The 17,539-nt window shown below is 62.8% G+C and carries 17 protein-coding genes and 1 pseudogene; 5 read left to right on the top strand and 13 right to left on the bottom strand.

From position 1 onward, the window contains the following. From ADT71_RS05590 to ADT71_RS05580, 3 genes are all read right to left on the bottom strand, one after another. The coding region (locus ADT71_RS05590; protein WP_054435720.1) for an RNA polymerase sigma factor region1.1 domain-containing protein at positions 1–1,323 on the bottom strand (1,323 nt) is incomplete at its 3' end. 40 nt (positions 1,324–1,363) lie between these two features. Beyond that, the gene (dnaG, locus tag ADT71_RS05585) at positions 1,364–3,232 is read right to left on the bottom strand and encodes a DNA primase (RefSeq protein ID WP_054435718.1); all 1,869 of its coding nucleotides are present in this window, start codon (positions 3,230–3,232) and stop codon (positions 1,364–1,366) included. Positions 3,233–3,259: 27 nt separating this feature from the next. Continuing rightward, positions 3,260–3,712, bottom strand: a complete 453-nt coding sequence (locus ADT71_RS05580) for a GatB/YqeY domain-containing protein (RefSeq protein ID WP_054435716.1) — start codon at positions 3,710–3,712, stop codon at positions 3,260–3,262. Positions 3,713–3,875: 163 nt separating this feature from the next. On the opposite strand from ADT71_RS05580, the gene carA reads away from it, so the two are divergent. The 4 genes from carA (at position 3,876) to greA (ending at position 9,564) form a co-directional block, all read left to right on the top strand. Beyond that, positions 3,876–5,042 carry a glutamine-hydrolyzing carbamoyl-phosphate synthase small subunit gene (gene carA / locus ADT71_RS05575; RefSeq protein WP_054435713.1) on the top strand — a complete coding sequence of 389 codons (1,167 nt, stop codon included), beginning with the start codon at positions 3,876–3,878 and terminating at the stop codon, positions 5,040–5,042. 166 nt (positions 5,043–5,208) lie between these two features. Next, positions 5,209–5,586, top strand: coding sequence for a hypothetical protein (locus tag ADT71_RS05570; RefSeq protein ID WP_054435711.1), 378 nt, complete (start codon positions 5,209–5,211; stop codon positions 5,584–5,586). Between the two features lie 47 nt (positions 5,587–5,633). Continuing rightward, positions 5,634–8,957, top strand: coding sequence for a carbamoyl-phosphate synthase large subunit (gene carB, locus ADT71_RS05565; RefSeq protein ID WP_054435709.1), 3,324 nt, complete (start codon positions 5,634–5,636; stop codon positions 8,955–8,957). Positions 8,958–9,087: 130 nt separating this feature from the next. Next, entirely contained in the window at positions 9,088–9,564 is a 477-nt protein-coding gene (gene greA, locus ADT71_RS05560) for a transcription elongation factor GreA (protein WP_054435707.1), read from the top strand. Between the two features lie 91 nt (positions 9,565–9,655). On the opposite strand, the gene ADT71_RS05555 is transcribed toward greA, so the two are convergent. From ADT71_RS05555 to ADT71_RS05535, 5 genes are all read right to left on the bottom strand, one after another. Next, the gene (locus ADT71_RS05555; RefSeq protein WP_054435705.1) at positions 9,656–9,877 is read right to left on the bottom strand and encodes a DUF4170 domain-containing protein; all 222 of its coding nucleotides are present in this window, start codon (positions 9,875–9,877) and stop codon (positions 9,656–9,658) included. A 126-nt stretch (positions 9,878–10,003) separates the two neighbouring features. Next, on the bottom strand, positions 10,004–10,582 hold the full coding sequence (locus tag ADT71_RS05550) for a hypothetical protein (protein ID WP_197282925.1): 579 nt from the start codon (positions 10,580–10,582) through the stop codon (positions 10,004–10,006). Next, positions 10,569–10,892: a hypothetical protein gene (locus ADT71_RS05545; protein ID WP_054435704.1), complete on the bottom strand. Its 324-nt coding sequence runs from the start codon at positions 10,890–10,892 to the stop codon at positions 10,569–10,571. The genes ADT71_RS05550 and ADT71_RS05545 overlap by 14 nt, the downstream gene beginning before the upstream one ends. Beyond that, positions 10,889–11,275, bottom strand: a complete 387-nt coding sequence (locus ADT71_RS05540; protein ID WP_054435702.1) for a phage holin family protein — start codon at positions 11,273–11,275, stop codon at positions 10,889–10,891. The genes ADT71_RS05545 and ADT71_RS05540 overlap by 4 nt, the downstream gene beginning before the upstream one ends. A gap of 21 nt (positions 11,276–11,296) precedes the next feature. Then, positions 11,297–11,833, bottom strand: a complete 537-nt coding sequence (locus ADT71_RS05535; protein ID WP_054435700.1) for a hypothetical protein — start codon at positions 11,831–11,833, stop codon at positions 11,297–11,299. Between the two features lie 172 nt (positions 11,834–12,005). Between ADT71_RS05535 and eno the strand changes: the two genes are divergently transcribed. Further along, complete coding sequence (gene eno, locus ADT71_RS05530) at positions 12,006–13,292, top strand: phosphopyruvate hydratase (protein ID WP_054435698.1); 1,287 nt, start codon at positions 12,006–12,008, stop codon at positions 13,290–13,292. 193 nt (positions 13,293–13,485) lie between these two features. On the opposite strand, the gene ADT71_RS05525 is transcribed toward eno, so the two are convergent. From ADT71_RS05525 to ADT71_RS05510, 5 genes and pseudogenes are all read right to left on the bottom strand, one after another. Beyond that, positions 13,486–14,052: a MarR family transcriptional regulator gene (locus ADT71_RS05525; RefSeq protein ID WP_054435696.1), complete on the bottom strand. Its 567-nt coding sequence runs from the start codon at positions 14,050–14,052 to the stop codon at positions 13,486–13,488. Between the two features lie 219 nt (positions 14,053–14,271). After that, positions 14,272–14,436: a hypothetical protein gene (locus tag ADT71_RS31930; RefSeq protein WP_165913196.1), complete on the bottom strand. Its 165-nt coding sequence runs from the start codon at positions 14,434–14,436 to the stop codon at positions 14,272–14,274. A 465-nt stretch (positions 14,437–14,901) separates the two neighbouring features. Next, on the bottom strand, positions 14,902–15,324 hold the full coding sequence (gene ribH / locus ADT71_RS05520) for a 6,7-dimethyl-8-ribityllumazine synthase (RefSeq protein ID WP_054435694.1): 423 nt from the start codon (positions 15,322–15,324) through the stop codon (positions 14,902–14,904). Between the two features lies 1 nt (position 15,325). Beyond that, positions 15,326–16,632: pseudogene (gene ribB, locus ADT71_RS05515) on the bottom strand (3,4-dihydroxy-2-butanone-4-phosphate synthase). 58 nt (positions 16,633–16,690) lie between these two features. Continuing rightward, positions 16,691–17,494 (bottom strand): crotonase/enoyl-CoA hydratase family protein, encoded by an 804-nt coding sequence (locus tag ADT71_RS05510; RefSeq protein WP_054435693.1) that lies wholly within the window; start codon positions 17,492–17,494, stop codon positions 16,691–16,693. Positions 17,495–17,539: the final 45 nt, after the last annotated feature.

Raw genomic sequence — 17,539 nt, 5'->3', positions numbered from 1 at the left:
GTTCGCCTCGACCATTTCCTTCTTGGCGATGCGCGCCTCGCGCTCGCCCTTCTGGACCATGTTGACGATGCGGCGGAACTCGGGAAGCGCCATGCCGGTAGCGGCGGCGATGTCGGAGACTTCCGAACGGATGCGCTCGACCGGTTCGGCCTCGGCCTCGGCGAAGGCGGCCCACTTCTTGTCCTTCTTCGCCATGTCGGTGAGCCAGGTATCGTCCAGCTCGCGCCCAACATAGGTTTCGAGGAAGTCGGTACGCTTGACCTTGTGACGCTCGGCAAGGCGCAGCATCTGGCCGCCCAGCGTGGTGAGGCGGCGGTTGAAGGCGTAGAGGTTGTCGACGAGATATTCGATCTTCGACGCGTGGAACTTCACCGATTCGACCTGCGCGGTGAGGTCTTCGCGAAGCTGCTGGTACTGGTCTTCCTTGGCGACCGGGAAATCGATGCCCAGCGCCAGCGCGTCGAGACGCTCGGACTGGAGGCGTTCGAAGGCCTGGAACAGCTCGGTGATGAGGATGAACTTCTCAAGCGCTTCGGGCTTGAGGGCCGCTTCCATCTGCGCGAGGCTGAGGGTGTTGTCTTCTTCCTCTTCCTCGGCTTCACGCTTCGGAATGGGATTGCCGTCCTCGTCGACCTCGGAGGTTTCCTCCTCGACGTCGTCCTCGTCCTTGAAGGAAGGGCCGGCGGTCTTTTCGCTGATCTCGCCGTCGTCGTCGCCTTCACTGTCTTCCGACAGGCTTTCGGGCGCGGGTTCCTTGGAGAGCATCGCGTCGAGATCGAGGATCTCGCGCAGTTGCATCTCGCCGTTGTTGAGCGCCTCTGACCACTGGATGATGGCGTGGAAGGTGATCGGGCTCTCGCACAGGCCCAGGATCATCATGTCGCGGCCGGATTCGATGCGCTTGGCGATGGCGATTTCGCCTTCGCGGCTGAGCAGTTCGACCGCGCCCATTTCGCGCAGATACATCCGCACCGGGTCGTCGGTGCGCTCGACGGTTTCCTTCTTCTTGGCGTCGACCACCATGCGGGGCGAGACATCGTCGGAATCCGATTCCTCGTTGTCGCGATCGTCGTCCTGCTGGCCTTCGGAATCCTCGTCGCTCTCGACAATGTTGACGCCCATTTCCGAGATCGCGGCCATGATGTCCTCGATCTGCTCGGAAGACATCTGGTCCTGCGGAAGAGCCTCGTTCAGTTCGTCGTAGGTGATCACACCCCGGCGTTTGGCACGAGCGATAAGCTTCTTGATCGCGCCTTCGTTGAGGTCGATCAGCGGTGCGTCAGTGCCGTCGTTGGTGTCGCCGGTGTTGTCGTTTTTGCTCATTCTTCGCCGTTATCCCCGTGCATTCACCCCAATTATAATATCAGGAAGAAGCCGCCTGTCTTGTCGCCATTTGCCTGAGGCGACTGTCAAATTCCAGCTTTCTCTTGAGTAGCCGCTGTTGATCGGCAAATGCCTCGTCAGACAACTCGCTTTCGAACCGTGCCGTCGCTTGCGCCAGAGCGGCGTCCAGAACCGGACGCTCTACCAGAAGATCGATTGCCTGGGCCAAATCCTCTGCCGCCTGATCCGCGCCTGTTCCGGAATTGAGGAAACCGAAGCGCAATCCTGAGTATTCTGCGGTGCCGGGGATCTCCAGGCCATTCTCGACCAATATGGTGGCCAAACGGGTGCTTTCAAGCGCTTCGTTCGTGTCGCAGCAATCGAGCAGCAAACCGAAGCGCGGATCGAGGCCGGGGGTACGCGCGAGGGCTTCGGCGTGACGCCTGATCTGTGCCGGCCACTGGATCAGCCCGGCCAGGACTGCCGCCGACAATGCATCGCGCGCGCCGCCGCCGATGGCCTTGCGGAGGCGTTCGAGGGATTCGGGGCTCGATTCGGGCTGCGGCGTCCATCGCCCTTTCTGGTTTCCGCGTTGGCCGGGGCGGAATGCGGGACGATCTTGTTGCTGCCAGCGGTTCTCCCGCTTCGGGAAGGCGAATTCGGAATAGCGGTCCTGCAGTTCGCGCCTGTAAAGGCTGGCGATATCGGGGTTCTGGATCGCATCGACATGGGCCATGAGCCGGGCCTTGAGGCCGGCCTTGTCTTCCGGTGTGACAAGCGGCTGGGCATCGCGTTCCGCTTCCCACAGCACTTCGACAAGACTGCGGGCTTCGCCGAGCAGGTCTCCCATGGCCCGGGCGCCGCGCTGCCTGATGAGGTCGTCCGGGTCGAGCCCCTCGGGCAGGCGAACGATTCGCAGGCTATGGGCAGGGCGGAGCAGGGGCAGGGCGCGGGTGACGGCGCGCATGGCCGCGCGCTGGCCGGCGGCGTCGCCGTCGAAGCACAGAATCGGCGTTTCGACATGGCGCCAGAGCATCTCGATCTGTTGCTCGGTGAGTGCGGTGCCAAGCGGGGCGACGCATTCGCCGAAGCCTGCTGCGGCGAGCGCGATCACATCCATGTAGCCCTCGACCACCACCATTCGCCCCGACTGGCGGGCGGCCGGCGCGGCGCGGTGCAGGTTGTAGAGGGTGCGGCCCTTGTCGAAAAGCGGCGTATCCGGGGAGTTCAGGTACTTGGGCGCATCGGTCTTGTCCTTGGCGAGGATGCGCCCGCCAAAGGCGATGACACGGCCGCGCGCATCCTCGATCGGCAGCATGAGCCGGCCGCGGAAACGGTCGTAAGGGTCGCGGTTCTCGACCTCGATGCGCAGGCCTGCCTCGACGAGCATCTCCTCGGGGAAGCGGCCCAGGGCTTCCTTCATCGCCTGCCGTCCCTCGGGCGCGAAGCCGAAGCCGAAGCGCTGGAGGGTATGAGCGTCGAAGCCGCGCGTTGCGAGATAGGCTTTCGCCGCCGCGCCGCCGGGCGCGGTCAGGTTCTGCACGAACCAGGCCTGTGCCGCCGCCATCACGTCGTAAAGCGTGTCGCGCTTTTCGGCCGCCTTGGCTGCGCGCGGATCGGGCGCTGGCACATCCATCCCAGCTTCGGCCGCGAGTTCCTTGACCGCGTCCATGAACGACAGGCCCTGATGGTCCGTCATCCAGCGGATCGCATCTCCATGTGCGCCGCAGCCGAAGCAGTGATAGAAGCCTTTTTCGTCGTTGACGGTAAAGCTTGGAGACTTCTCGTTGTGGAAGGGGCAGCAGGCCTTGAACTCACGCCCCGCCTTCTGAAGGCGCGTGGAGCGACCGATCAGCGCCGAAAGCGTCGTCCGGGCGCGGAGCTGGTCAAGCCATTGAGGGGTAAGCACGGTCCTGCCGCCCGGTTTCGTGTCAGCTCAGGCCAGCGCCGCCTTCACCCAGCCCGAAGCCTTGCCCATGTCGAGCTGCGAGCCGTGGCGGGCCTTGAGCGCGGCGACGACCTTGCCCATGTCCTTCATGCTCTCGGCGCCGACTTCGGCCTTGATGGCTTCGATCAGGGCCTTGGTCTCTTCCTCGGAGAGCTGGGCGGGCAGGAAGGTCTCGATCACGTCCAGTTCGGCCTTCTCTTCGGCGGCCTTCTCGGGGCGGCCGCCTTCTTCGAAGAGCTGGATCGATTCGCGGCGCTGCTTCACCATTTTCTGGAGCACGTCGATGATCATGGCATCGTCGTCCGGGAGGGAATCGGCGGTGCGCAGTTCGATGTCGCGGTCCTTGATCTTGGCAAGGATGAGGCGAACCGCTGCAAGGCGCGGCTTGTCGCCCGCTTTCATCGCAGTGATCTGGGCGGCCTTGATCGAATCACGAAGCATTGGTTTCCTGCTGTTCTGATAGGTTTTGGGGAGTGTCGTGGCGCAAAACTAGCAAGTCGTGCGCCAAATTGCACCCTTGCCGCCTTGACGCGGTGCACAACCCTCTCTAGCGGGCAGGCCTTAGCACACATAGTCAGAAACGCCGTCAACGGAGCGACCCACCATGGCCGACGCCGCATATACGCTTGCGCCCAAACCTGAAGGGGCGACAGGCGTTCTCGTCCTGAGCGATGGACACGTGGTCTGGGGCCGCGGCTTCGGAGCCGTGGGCGAAGCAGTCGGAGAAGTCTGCTTCAACACCGCGATGACCGGTTATCAGGAAGTGATGACCGATCCGTCCTACGCGGGCCAGATCGTTACTTTCACGTTTCCCCACATCGGCAATGTCGGCGTCAACGACGAAGACCTTGAATCCAAGGTCGACGGCGCGGTCGGCTGCGTCGTTCGCGAGGACGTGACGCCGTCTTCTAACTTCCGCTCGGCGGGCGAGTTCGGTGACTGGCTTGCCGCCAAGGGCAAGGTCGGGCTCGCCGGGGTCGACACCCGCGCGCTGACCCGCCGCATCCGCCTTCAGGGCGCGCCGAACGCGGTGATCGCCCACAACCCCGAAGGCGAGTTCGACATTCCCGCGCTGATCAAGCGCGCGCAGGAATGGCCGGGCCTCGAAGGCATGGACCTTGCCAAGATCGTCAGCCGCGAAATCCAGGAGGGCTGGGAAGGCTCGACCTGGGAACTCGGCCAGGGCTTCGGCGCCGGGGAAGGCGAAACCCGCCCGCACGTCGTCGCCATCGACTACGGCGCCAAGGAAAATATCTTCCGCAACCTCGTGAAGGCCGGCGCCCGCGTGACCGTGGTCCCCGCCGAAACTTCGCTCGACGCGATCCTCGCGCTTGAGCCCAAGGGCGTGTTCCTCTCGAACGGCCCGGGCGATCCGGCGGCGACCGGCGAATATGCCGTTCCGGTGATCCGCGCGCTGCTGGAGCGCGACGTGCCGATCTTCGGCATCTGCCTCGGTCACCAGATGCTCGGCCTCGCGGCCGGCGCCAGGACCTCGAAGATGCACCAGGGCCACCGCGGCGCCAACCATCCGGTGAAGCGCCTGGACGACGCCGTCGTCGAGATCACCTCGATGAACCACGGCTTCGCGGTCGACAACCAGACGCTGCCCGACAATGTCGAGGAAACCCACGTTTCGCTGTTCGACGGTTCGAACTGCGGCATCTCCATCAAGGGGAAGAAGGCCTTCGGCGTGCAGTATCACCCCGAAGCCAGCCCCGGTCCGCAGGACAGCTTCTACCTCTTCGAGAAGTTCGTGGGTATGCTGGCCTGATGGGCATAACGGGTCGGTCTCTCTTCGCGGCGTTCGCGCCGCGCCCCGCATCGGCGATCATTGCCGGTGCGGACCAGCGAGTTTTCGACCCGTCAGCACAGTTTGCCTATGCAGTCGGGTGTCCGGCCTTCGCGGCCGGAGCCCATGCAAAGCAAGGTGATGCCCAATGACCGACCTTATCGACCACATGCTCGCTTACTATATTGCCGGACAGGCTGCCGAACTCACGGTTGCGCCGCGTTTCTACCCTTACGGTGAATTGCAGCTCATCTTCGAGGACAAGGTCTCGGTCGCCGTTCGCAAGTTCGGCCCCAAGGTGCGCAAGCACGCCAAGGAAGCCGGCAAGGTCTTCATCGACCGGATGCTCGAAACGGGTGCCTGGTCGACCACAGAGGGCGAGTATGGCGGTTCGATGCACCAGTTTCAGGCTGACCGATACCGCGCGGTGATCCGCGAGGAGCAGGACAGCAACCCGATCATTCTCAAAGCCAAGGCCGAAGGCCCAGATTACTGGGACAAGGCGTTTGGCGAACTGGTGGCCTAGGCCGCCAGTCCGACATACAAGACACACAGGACACCCCAGGACAGCCCATGCCCAAGCGCACAGACATCTCCTCGATCCTCGTCATCGGCGCCGGCCCGATCATTATCGGCCAGGCCTGCGAATTCGACTATTCGGGAACGCAGGCGATCAAGGCGCTCAAGGAAGAGGGCTACCGGGTCGTCCTGGTGAACTCCAACCCGGCGACGATCATGACCGACCCGGACATGGCCGACGCCACTTATGTCGAGCCGATCACCCCGGAGGTGGTCGCCAAGATCATCGAGAAGGAGCGCCCCGATGCGGTGCTCCCGACGATGGGCGGCCAGACCGCGCTGAACTGCGCGCTGGCGTTGTTCAACGACGGAACGCTGGAGAAGTTCGGCGTCCAGATGATCGGCGCCGACGCCGACGCCATCGACAAGGCCGAGGATCGTCAGCGTTTCCGCGACGCGATGGACAAGATCGGCCTCAATTCGGCCCGCTCCGGCGTGGCGCATACGATGGACGAAGCTTTCGCCGTGCTCGAACGCACCGGCCTGCCTTCGATCATCCGTCCCAGCTTCACGATGGGCGGCACCGGCGGCGGCATCGCCTACAACAAGGCCGAGTTCGAGACGATCGTCCGCTCCGGCCTCGACGCTTCCCCGACCACCGAGGTCCTTATCGAGGAATCGCTGCTCGGCTGGAAGGAGTATGAGATGGAGGTCGTGCGCGACAAGCACGACAACTGCATCATCATCTGCTCGATCGAGAACGTCGATCCCATGGGTGTCCACACGGGCGACTCCATCACTGTCGCGCCGGCGCTGACGCTGACCGACAAGGAATACCAGATCATGCGCAACGCCTCGATCGAGGTGCTGCGCGAGATCGGCGTGGAAACCGGCGGTTCGAACGTGCAGTTCGCGGTCAATCCGAAGGACGGCCGCCTGATCGTCATCGAGATGAACCCGCGCGTTTCGCGCTCGTCGGCGCTGGCTTCGAAGGCCACCGGCTTCCCGATCGCGCGCGTCGCGGCGAAGCTGGCCGTGGGCTACACGCTCGACGAGATCATGAACGAGATCACCGGCGCCACGCCGGCCGCGTTCGAGCCGACCATCGACTACGTCGTCACCAAGATCCCGCGCTTCGCCTTCGAGAAGTTCAAGGGCGCCAAGAACGACCTCACCACCGCGATGAAGTCGGTCGGCGAAGTCATGGCCATTGGCCGCAACATCAAGGAATCGATGCAGAAGGCCCTGCGCGGTCTCGAAACCGGCCTTGACGGTTTCAACCGCGTGGTCGAGCTGGAAGGCGCGGGCCGCGACGTGATCACCGCTGCCCTGTCCCGTGCGACGCCGGAGCGTCTGCTGCATGTCGCGCAGGCCTTCCGCGAAGGCTTCACTGTCGATGAGATCCACGCGATCGCGCACTACGACAAGTGGTTCCTGCGTCACATCGAAGAGATCATCGCCGAAGAGGCGAATATCATGAAGAACGGCCTGCCGGTCGACGCGCAGGGTCTGCGCCGCGTCAAGGCGATGGGCTTCTCGGACAAGCGCCTTGCCACGCTGGCTGTGCGTTCGGTTGGCGTCGCGGGCGGCATGGGCGAGACCCAGGCCAAGCGCTCGGGCCTGCTGCACGACGCGCTGCGCGCCATGGCCGGCGCCACCAGCGAGGACGAGGTGCGCGCACTGCGCACCAAGCTGGGCGTCCACCCGGTATTCAAGCGCATCGATTCCTGCGCGGCCGAGTTCGAGGCGGTGACGCCCTACATGTACTCGACTTATGAAGCCCCGATCTTCGGTGAGCCCGAGAACGAGGCCAATCCGTCGGATCGCCGCAAGGTCGTGATTCTCGGCGGCGGTCCCAACCGCATCGGCCAGGGGATCGAGTTCGACTACTGCTGCGTCCACGCCTGCTTCGCGCTTGCCGAAGTCGGCTACGAGACGATCATGGTGAACTGCAACCCCGAGACCGTTTCGACCGACTACGACACCTCGGACCGCCTCTATTTCGAGCCACTCACCGGCGAGGACGTGCTGGAAATCCTGCGCGTCGAACAGTCGAAGGGCGAGCTCGTCGGCGTTATCGTGCAGTTTGGCGGCCAGACCCCGCTCAAGCTGGCGCAGGCGCTGGAAGACGCCGGCATTCCGATCCTCGGAACCTCGCCCGACGCGATCGACCTTGCCGAAGACCGCGAGCGGTTCTCGGCGCTGGTCGAGAAGCTGGGCCTCAAGCAGCCGGCCAACGGCATCGCCCGCAGCCGTGACGAAGCCGTCGCCGTTGCCAATCGCATCGGCTACCCGGTTCTCATGCGTCCCAGCTACGTGCTCGGCGGCCGCGCCATGGAGATCGTCGACAGCGAACAGCAGCTCGACGACTACATCGCCACCGCCGTTCAGGTCTCGGGCGACAGCCCGGTGCTGATCGACCAGTACCTGCGCGACGCCATCGAGTGCGACGTCGATGCGCTTTGCGATGGTGACCAGGTCGTCGTCGCTGGCGTCATGCAGCATATCGAGGAAGCGGGCATCCATTCGGGCGACAGCGCCTGCTCGCTGCCGCCCTACAGCCTGCCTGCCGAAATCATCGCCGAGATGGAGCGCCAGGCTGAAGCACTGGCCTTCGGGCTCAGCGTGCGCGGCCTGATGAACATCCAGTTCGCGGTGAAGGACGGCGAGGTCTACCTCATCGAAGTGAACCCGCGCGCCTCGCGCACCGTGCCCTTCGTCGCCAAGGCGCTGGGGCAGCCGGTTGCCAAGATCGCCTCGCGCATCATGGCCGGCGAAAAGCTGGCAGACTTCCCGCCGTTCAAGCGTGACCTGCCGTATGTGGCGGTCAAGGAAGCGGTCTTCCCCTTCGCGCGCTTCCCGGGCGTCGATCCGGTGCTGAGCCCCGAAATGAAGTCGACCGGCGAAGTGATGGGCATCGATGCCGACTTCCCGCGCGCTTTCCTCAAGGCCCAGCTTGGGGCCAGCATGCGCCTGCCCGACAGCGGTCTCGTCTTCGTTTCGGTGAAGGACAGCGACAAGCCGGTCATCCTTCCGGCGGTCCAGATCCTGGTGAAGGAGGGCTTCCGCATCATCGCCACGTCAGGCACGCACAAGTACCTGACTGAAGCCGGCCTGCCGGTGGAACTGGTCAACAAGGTGGCCGAAGGACGTCCGCACATCGTCGACAAGATCGTGGATGGCGACATTGCGCTGATCTTCAACACGACCGAAGGTTGGCAGAGCCTGAAGGACTCGCAATCGATCCGCGGGTCCGCGCTTACCGGCAAGGTGCCGTACTTCACGACAGCGGCCGCCAGCGTCGCTGCTGCACAGGCAATTTCTGCGCAAAGCGGGAGCCAGCTTGAAGTGCGTTCGTTGCAGGATTATTATAGCTGAAATCGATCTAGCCTCCCCACATCGCTGCAGATCGGCCCAGTCCCCGGGAATATCCTGTGGGACGGGACAGGAAACTAGTCTCCCTCGACTGGTTTCGCGGAGCGGGGAGGCAGCAGGAAGGAAGTAATTGATGGCCAGTATCGAAAAGCTCCCCATGCTCGCCGAGGGGTATGAGAAGCTGACCGCCGAGATCAAGGCGCTGCGTGAAGAGCGCCCCCGGATCGTCGATGCGATCGAGGAAGCGCGTGCCCACGGCGATCTCTCGGAAAATGCCGAGTATCACGCCGCAAAGGAACGCCAGGGCCAGGTCGAAGCAACGATCGCCGATCTCGAAGACAAGATCACCCGTGCCCAGATCGTCGATCCGGCCACGCTTTCCAGCGACAAGATCATCTTCGGCGCCACAGTCACGCTACTCGACGAGGACGACAAGCCGGTGAAGTACCAGATCGTCGGTCCTTATGAAGCGGATGCCCGGGTAGGCCGCATCAGCTACAATTCGCCGCTCGGCAAGGCGCTTATCGGTCGCAAGATCGAAGAAGAAGTCGAAGTGACAGTGCCATCGGGCGACAAGTTCTACCTCGTGCAGAAGATCGAGTTCATTTGAACCGATCTATCTGACAAGAGCAAAGAAAAGGCCGGCGGAAGCCGGCCTTTTTCGTTTCTGCTCTGACCCGGAAGTCAAACCGGGAAGCCGTTCAGGCTTCCGATTGGTCTGGCTGAAGCAGGCGGTGCAGGTGGACGATCACGTACTTCATTTCCGCATCATCGACCGTGCGATGAGCGGCCGAGCGCCATGCATCCTCGGCCGAGGCGTAGTCGGGATAGACGCCGACCAGGTCGAGGGCGCTGAGGTCGGAGAATTCAAGGCTGCGCGGGTCTGTGACCCGGCCGCCCATCACGAGGTGAAGCTTCTGCATGGGACCGCTTTCGTGAGTGGGAGAGATGCGGTCCCATACTTTTTGCCGGGGGACAGGGCAAGAGCGGATCGTGAGGGCGATCCGCTCTTATTCATGATATTGAAAACCAATAGCAAGAACCTGCGTTCAGTGGGAGAGGCGCTGGGCGACTCCGCTCACGATATCCGCGAGCTTGTGCGAACGGGTACTTGCGGTCTCGCTGGCCGAATGCCCCAATTTCTGCGCCTGACGCGCTGCAGCTTCGCCCGCTTCGCTGACGCGCTTGGCGGAAGCCCGTCCGAGCGCGCTCGCCGCCGCTAGTGCTGCCATGCCGTATTTCTCAAGTCGCTCGGCAGCAATTTCACCGCTCTTTTCGGCGCGATCGGCAAGAGTTCCAGCCTGCTTGCGCGCGCCGGAGCGGAGATCATTGGCCCTGGTTGCGGCTTCCTTGCCAAGAAGCGCGGTCGCAGCACCCGCAGCTTCGGCAAGGTGCGCCGTTCGCGAGAGTACGCCGCGAGTCATTCGCCGGGGCAGGAGGGCACTTACCAGTACGCCTGCGGCAACGCCGCCTGCAACCACGAGGACGGGGTGCCGCTTCACGAAACTGACCAGTTTCTCCGACGGACGTTCGTCCCGCCGGGGCGCCAGCGCCACGACCTGGCCTATGTTTCCATCGGTGGCCGAGGTCGCCGGAATGGAGGGAGTGGTCTTTTCAGTCTTGCTCACCGTCGGACTCCTTGTTCCGGTGTCTGCCCGAACCGAACAGTCGTTCGATCCCGGCCATGATCGGGTTACGCAAAAACCAAAGCACCAGCGCTGTGAAGGTTCCGCCCGCCGCGACGGGATGCTCCTCCACGACGGCGACTGCCTCGTCGAGCATGTCGGCGACATGCCCGGCGGCTTCGTCGAGGACACGGCCGGCGAGGCCGCGCGATTCGAAATCGGCCTTGAGGGCGCCGTATCTCGTGTCGAAGGTGGCCTTGGCCGCGTCGCGCGCCCCGCGGTCTTCGATCAGTTGCTGCACGAGCCTGCTCATTCGGCCGCTCCCTTCTCGGAAAGGAGTGTTTTCATGCGCCTCATGCGGTTTCGCGCCGAAAGGCCGCACATCGCCGCTATGACAATGACGACGAGGGGAACGAGGAGCATTGCCAGCCACGGACCTACGAGCGTGCCCACCGCGATCACGGCGCCGAGTACGAGCCCCATGAGTGCGAAGAACACGAGGCCCGCCGCCAGCAGGCCGAGCATCGCGATCGCGCGCGCCTCTGCTCCGGCATAGGCGGCGCGGCTCTTCTGATAGGCCAGTTCCGCCTGCGCGAAAGTGCGCGCTTCGGAGGCGAGCAGGCGCAAGTCCTGAGCGAGGGAAAGGTCCTCGTCCTCCCGAGGGGAGGAAGCGAGGTTCACCGGGGTGTCGAGCATCGTCGTGCGAACGATAGGCGCTTACTTGCCGCTCTTGAAAAGTCGGCCGAACAGGAAGCCCGCAGCCACTGCCACGCCGATGGCGACGCCGGGGCTCTTTCGCACGAATTCCTTGGCTTCTTCCCCGAGTTCGTCGAGAGACTTCTCGTCGAGCCGTGCGGCGGCCTCGGCCATCGACTTGGATGCCGTGCGGGCATAATCGCCGTACTTGGGGCCAACCTTCTCGTCGATCAGGCCGGCGTTATCGTCGATCACCCTGGAAAGGCCGACAATGGCCTGGCTGGTTTTCGCCTTGCCCTGGTTGGCGAGGTCCGCGGCCTTGATCTTTGCGTCACCCGCAAATGCACTGGCTTTTGCGGAGGCCTCATCGGAGCGCACCTTGGCTTCGCTCGACCATTCGCTCTTCGCCTTGTTCAGCTTTTCAAGGCATCCCTCGGCCGCGACCTGGGCTTCCTTGCCAAGTGCCTGTGCGCCAGCCTTGGCTTCCTCGACGGCCTTGGTGAAGTGGCTCTTGGCGTTTTCGGTGCCGTTTCCGGTGCTGGTGTTCGGTTCGGACATGGCGAATTCCTTCCTTGCTGACCGTTACGCCGTTTTACCCGCGTGCAGGCGATGTGCATTCAGAGTAACACAACTTGCTGTCGATATTGCAACGCAACTTGTCAGGCGTGGTTCCCCTGCTAAGACGCCCGGCATGAGCGCGTCAGCGCCTTTTCAGGAGGAAATTTCCAGTATGACCGCGATCATCGATATCCACGGCCGTGAAATTCTCGACAGCCGCGGCAATCCTACCGTCGAAGTCGACGTTCTCCTCGAAGATGGCAGTTTCGGCCGCGCAGCGGTTCCTTCGGGCGCTTCGACCGGTGCGCACGAAGCAGTCGAACTGCGTGACGGCGACAAGAGCCGCTATCTCGGAAAGGGCGTGCTCAAGGCCGTTGATTCCGTGAACGGCGAAATCGCCGAAGCGCTTGTAGGGATGGATGCCGAGGACCAGCGCGACCTCGACCTCACCATGATCGAACTCGACGGAACCGAGAACAAGGGCCGCCTGGGCGCGAATTCGATCCTCGGTGTCAGCCTTGCGGTGGCCAAGGCTGCTGCCAATGCGCGCGGCCTTCCGCTGTATTCCTATGTGGGCGGCGTTTCCGCGCATGTGCTGCCGGTGCCGATGATGAACATCATCAATGGCGGCGAACATGCTGACAACCCGATCGATTTCCAGGAATTCATGATCGTGCCGGTCGGCGCCGATTCGATCGCCGAAGCGGTGCGTTGGGGTTCGGAAATCTTCCACACCCTCAAGAAGGGCCTGCATGAGAAGGGCCTTGCGACCGCCGTGGGCGACGAGGGCGGTTTCGCACCGAACCTCGCCAGCACCCGTGATGCGCTTGATTTCGTGATGGCCTCGATCGAGAAGGCCGGTTTCAAGCCCGGTGAAGAAGTTGCCCTTGCGCTCGATTGCGCGGCAACCGAGTTCTTCAAGAACGGCAAGTACGAGATCAGCGGCGAAAATCTGTCGCTTTCGCCGACCGAAATGGCCGACTACCTCGCCGATCTCGCCGCCAATTATCCGATCCGCTCGATCGAGGACGGCATGGGTGAAGACGATTTCGAAGGCTGGGCAGCGCTCACCGCCAAGATCGGCGACAAGGTGCAGCTGGTTGGTGACGATCTTTTCGTCACCAACCCCAAGCGCCTGACCATGGGTATCGAGAAGGGCCTTGCCAACTCGCTGCTGGTGAAGGTCAACCAGATCGGTTCGCTTACCGAGACGCTGGAAGCTGTTTCGATCGCGCAGAGCAACGGTTACACGGCCGTGATGTCGCACCGTTCGGGTGAAACCGAGGATGCGACCATTGCCGATCTCGCGGTCGCCACGAATTGCGGCCAGATCAAGACCGGCTCGCTTGCGCGTTCGGACCGGCTTGCGAAGTACAACCAGCTCATCCGCATCGAGGAAGAGCTGGGCAAGGCTGCCCGTTACGCCGGCGCATCGGCATTCGGCCGTCTTGCGCGCTGATCGTTGATGCCGAGCGGTTATCCGCTCGGCTATCCGCCAATGAAAAAGCCCCGGCTTCCGTGAGGGAGCCGGGCTTTTTCATGGCATGAAGCCGGGTGGCCGGCCCGGTCAGGATGAACCGGCCACCCGGTCGCCTCCGGTGTCCCTGTGCCTGACACCCCCCTTTGGGGCGGAACGGGTTGGCTGCAGGCGTCTATCGCGCGGCCGAGATCCCCGGGCGGGGATCGTCGAGCAGGACGACGGAGCGGGACGAGGAGGCGAAGTATTCGAGCATGGCGGCATAGCCGCGCGCGCTCAGCTTTACGTAGACACGCCGCGCATCGCCGGGATCTGCTTCGCGAACGAGCAGGCCCTGTTTTTCGAGGATCGTGATCCAGCGCAGGGCCGTTGTTGAGGGAACCGCGGAGCCGATGCAGGCGCTCGTCACGGAAACCCGGCGCCGTTCCTTGGCGGCGATGAAGAGGTCCAGCAGGATATCCCAGGCCGGTTCGCCAAACAGTTCTTCCGACTGGAAGATCTTGGTTCGCCGCCGGCGGTCGTCATAAGTTTGGCGTGCCAGTTCCACCCAGATCGGGTGGTCCTGGCTGGCGGAGGTCTTCGAGCCTTCCCGATCCTCCACCAAGGCGTCGAACCCAGCCAGATCGGCGGCCGGGCTTTGTCCGATTTCGAGTTCGCGTGCCATGGCGAGAAGTTCGTTCGCAATGCCGATTAGGCGAATGGCCTTCGCCCGGCTGCGCATCAACTGATCGGTCTTCTCCATAACCTAGTTTCGCCAGTGCCAAGGCTGCCAAAAGCATCGAGCGCCCGGAATTTTGCGGGCACGAAGCTATTCACAGCGATTACTCCCCAAGATCGTGAAATGGCCCATCTTATTGTACCGGATCTTCAAATGAGAATTCCAGGTACGGGTCAGGACGATGAATCTCTTCACGAACTGGAATAGGGATAACCACAGTACGATGGAGGCGTCTTGTTCAGCTTACTCCGCTTTGGAGCGATCTTCTTCCTCTTTCGGGGGCACGCGCAGGCAGTCGATGGCCGACTGGAGATGAGCGGCGGCGACGAGTTCCCCGATCTGGTCAAGCTCGTCTAACCTGGCGACAAGTTCTCCGATCAGTCGCTGCACTTTTGCTTCCCTGTTCATCGTATGGTTCTCCGGCAGGCAAAGACCGTGGTCCCGCCTGGATCCTGTTGTCCTGGATCCGTGATTGCGACCCGCCCCGTTAGAGGTGCGAGATGAGATTATCTAATCCATCCAAATACGATCAATATCGGACGAATTACGCCCTCAATTACAGAATTTTCATCGCTTTGGAACAGAGGTGTTGGCTCTGTCCGAAATGTGGACAAGTTGTATTCCGTAAACAAACGGCGACGAAGGGGGAATTCGTCGATAAGACTTCATAGTTATAGGTGTATACACGTAATTTGCAGAATTAATGCGTGATATCCGCATTGCTTTCAGGCGATTTTGCGTGGATTTCTGCGATCCGATAAATGGTGTTGCCGCCTCTTGTCGCGCGACCTTTCCTCGCTGAAACGAAAAAACCCTGCATCCGGACAAATGCCGGATGCAGGGCTTCCTTTGATGCTCGGGGTGAGCGGGGGGTCAGGCCCCGAACTTTTCCTTCAGGCCGAGGAGGGCGATCGCGGCCTTGGCTGCTTCGCCGCCCTTGTCCTTCTGGGTCGGTTCGGCACGGACCAGGGCCTGTTCCTCGTTCTCGACAGTCAGGATGCCGTTGCCGATCGCGATACCGTCCATGCTCAGAGCCATGATGCCGCGTGCGGATTCACCGGCGACGATTTCGAAATGATAGGTCTCGCCGCGAATGACGACGCCGATGGCGACGTAGCCCTCGTAATCGCCCGTGGCGTCTGCCAGCGAGATCGCGGCGGGGATTTCAAGCGCGCCGGGTACGGTCACGACATCGGCCGTATGGCCTGCCGCCTTGAGCGCCGCCTTGGCGCCGGCAATCAGCTTGTCGTTCAGATGGTCGTAGAAGCGGGCTTCGACGATAAGGAAACGGGCCATGTCAGTTCGCTCCTTCAAGGGCGGGGATAGCGCGTTCGCCGGCAATGTTCAGGCCATAGCCTTCCAGTGCGACGAGCGAGTGATGGGTGTTGGTCAGCAGGATCATGTCGTGGATGCCGAGTTCGGCAAGGATCTGGGCTCCTACGCCATAGTCGCGCAGTTCCTCAAGGTCCGGGTTCTCTCCGGCGCGGAACTGGTGCTTGATATCCATGACGCGCGAGATTGGATTGTTCATCTGACGGTTGATGACAACGATCACGCCCGCGCCTTCCTCTGCGATCATTTCCATCGAACGATGCAGGAGATCGCCGCGGTCGGTCGATTCTTCGCCCAGCACGTCGACGAACATCGAAAGGGTGTGCATTCGCACCAGGGTCGGCTGGTTCGGATCGATGCGGCCCTTGATCAGGGCCATGGTCTCTTCGCCGGTCGCCTTGTTGTAGTAGCTGCGGGCAAGCCACTGGCCGCCGTGGCGGCTCTGGAATGTGATCTCGTTCTTCTTCTCGACCATGCGGTCATGCTTGCGGCGATAGGCGATGAGATCGCGGATCGTGCCGATCTTGAGGTCGTGAATGCGGGCAAAGGCGATCAGGTCGTCCATGCGTGCCATGGTGCCGTCATCCTTCATGATCTCGCAGATCACGCCCGAAGGATTGAGCCCGGCGAGGCGCGAAATGTCGACAGCCGCCTCGGTGTGGCCGGTGCGCACGAGCACGCCGCCGTCACGGGCGCGCAGCGGGAAGACATGCCCGGGGGTGACGATGTCGGCCTTGGTCTTGGTGCCGTCGATCGCGACCGAGATGGTGCGCGCGCGGTCGCCCGCCGAAATGCCGGTAGTCACTCCTTCGCGGGCCTCGATGGAAACGGTGAAGGCGGTTTCGTGGCGCGTGCCGTTGTGCTGGCTCATCAGGTTAAGGCCGAGTTCCTCCACCCGCTGGCTGGTGAGCGTGAGGCAGATCAGTCCCCGGCCGTGAGTGGCCATGAAGTTCACGGCCGCGGGCGTCGCCATCTGCGCCGGGATCACGAGGTCACCCTCGTTTTCGCGATCCTCGTCGTCGACCAGGATGAACATGCGACCGTTGCGGGCCTCGTCGATGATTTCCTCGATCGGAACGAGGACCGGACGGTCGTCGTTCGAAAGCAGGAAGCGTTCGAGCTTGGTGAGCGTCTCGGCGGTCGGGTTCCAATCGGGCTCGGTGCAGTCACGCAGGGTGTTGGCGTGCAGTCCGGCGGCTCGGGCGAGGCCGGCCTTGCTCATGCGCCCTCGTTCACGAGCCTGCGAACCTGTTCGATCACATTACCAGCCATGGGGAAATCCATTCTCACATTTCGATGTGATCGCCATATGAACTGATCACATCGAAATTCAAGACCCCTTGAAAGCCGGCTTGCGCTTTTCAAGGAAGGCGTCGACCGCTTCCGCGTGATCGTCGGTCGCGTGAGCGGCGGATTGCATGGCGGCGGCCATTTCCAGAAGAGTTGCGAGGTCGCTGCGGCGGCCTTCCCAGAGCAGACGCTTGGTCATGCGCACTGCGTGGGGCGGATTGGCGGCGATACGGCGGGCGAGTGCACGGGCTTCGTCCATCAACCGGTGATCCGGCACCACTTTGGAGACCAGCCCGCAGGCCAGCGCCTCGGCAGCGTCGATCATGTCGCCGGTAAGCGCCATTTCCGCAGCTTTCGACCAGCCGACAACGCGCGGCAGCAGCCACGAGCCGCCGTCACCGGCAATCAGGCCGATCTTTACGAAGCTTTCGGCGAAGCGCGCGCTTTCCCCGGCGATGCGAAGGTCGCACATGCAGGTGAGATCACATCCGGCGCCGGCCGCGGCCCCGTTGACGGCGGCGATCACCGGCACTTCCAGGGCGGCGAAAGCGAGAGGAAGGCGCTGGATTCCGCGTTTATAGTTGAGGCGGGTGCGGGTCGGCACGCCGCCGTTGACGTTGCCGCCGGGCTTCATCTCATTGATATTGCCGCCAGAGGAGAAGCCCTTGCCCGCACCGGTAAGGATCGCCACGCGGGCCGCAGGGTCGTTTTCGAGCCGTTCGAGCGCGCCGAGCAGCCCCTCGATCACTTCGGGATCGGAAATCGGATTGCGCAGTTCGGGGCGGTTGAGCGTCAGGGTGACGATGCCTTCGTCGTCGATCTCGTAAAGTACCGCTTCGTTCATGCGCGTTGATCCTTCTCCGTTTGCCGACGCCTTAGCAGGTTGACG

It is taken from the genome of Novosphingobium sp. ST904 (genome assembly GCF_001298105.1).
Taxonomy (GTDB): Bacteria; Pseudomonadota; Alphaproteobacteria; order Sphingomonadales; family Sphingomonadaceae; genus Novosphingobium.
Note: the sequence above shows the minus strand (reverse complement) of the source record. Positions and strands in the feature narration are given on the sequence as shown.

Bases quoted from the DNA above. Each gene is read 5' to 3' on its own strand.
- ADT71_RS05580 (WP_054435716.1), bottom strand. From the start codon at position 3,712: ATGCTTCGTGATTCGATCAAGGCCGCCCAGATCACTGCGATGAAAGCG.
- carA (WP_054435713.1), top strand. From the start codon at position 3,876: ATGGCCGACGCCGCATATACGCTTGCGCCCAAACCTGAAGGGGCGACA.
- ADT71_RS05570 (WP_054435711.1), top strand. From the start codon at position 5,209: ATGACCGACCTTATCGACCACATGCTCGCTTACTATATTGCCGGACAG.
- carB (WP_054435709.1), top strand. From the start codon at position 5,634: ATGCCCAAGCGCACAGACATCTCCTCGATCCTCGTCATCGGCGCCGGC.
- greA (WP_054435707.1), top strand. From the start codon at position 9,088: ATGGCCAGTATCGAAAAGCTCCCCATGCTCGCCGAGGGGTATGAGAAG.
- ADT71_RS05555 (WP_054435705.1), bottom strand. From the start codon at position 9,877: ATGCAGAAGCTTCACCTCGTGATGGGCGGCCGGGTCACAGACCCGCGC.
- ADT71_RS05545 (WP_054435704.1), bottom strand. From the start codon at position 10,892: ATGAGCAGGCTCGTGCAGCAACTGATCGAAGACCGCGGGGCGCGCGAC.
- ADT71_RS05540 (WP_054435702.1), bottom strand. From the start codon at position 11,275: ATGCTCGACACCCCGGTGAACCTCGCTTCCTCCCCTCGGGAGGACGAG.
- ADT71_RS05535 (WP_054435700.1), bottom strand. From the start codon at position 11,833: ATGTCCGAACCGAACACCAGCACCGGAAACGGCACCGAAAACGCCAAG.
- eno (WP_054435698.1), top strand. From the start codon at position 12,006: ATGACCGCGATCATCGATATCCACGGCCGTGAAATTCTCGACAGCCGC.
- ADT71_RS05525 (WP_054435696.1), bottom strand. From the start codon at position 14,052: ATGGAGAAGACCGATCAGTTGATGCGCAGCCGGGCGAAGGCCATTCGC.
- ADT71_RS31930 (WP_165913196.1), bottom strand. From the start codon at position 14,436: ATGAACAGGGAAGCAAAAGTGCAGCGACTGATCGGAGAACTTGTCGCC.
- ribH (WP_054435694.1), bottom strand. From the start codon at position 15,324: ATGGCCCGTTTCCTTATCGTCGAAGCCCGCTTCTACGACCATCTGAAC.
- ADT71_RS05510 (WP_054435693.1), bottom strand. From the start codon at position 17,494: ATGAACGAAGCGGTACTTTACGAGATCGACGACGAAGGCATCGTCACC.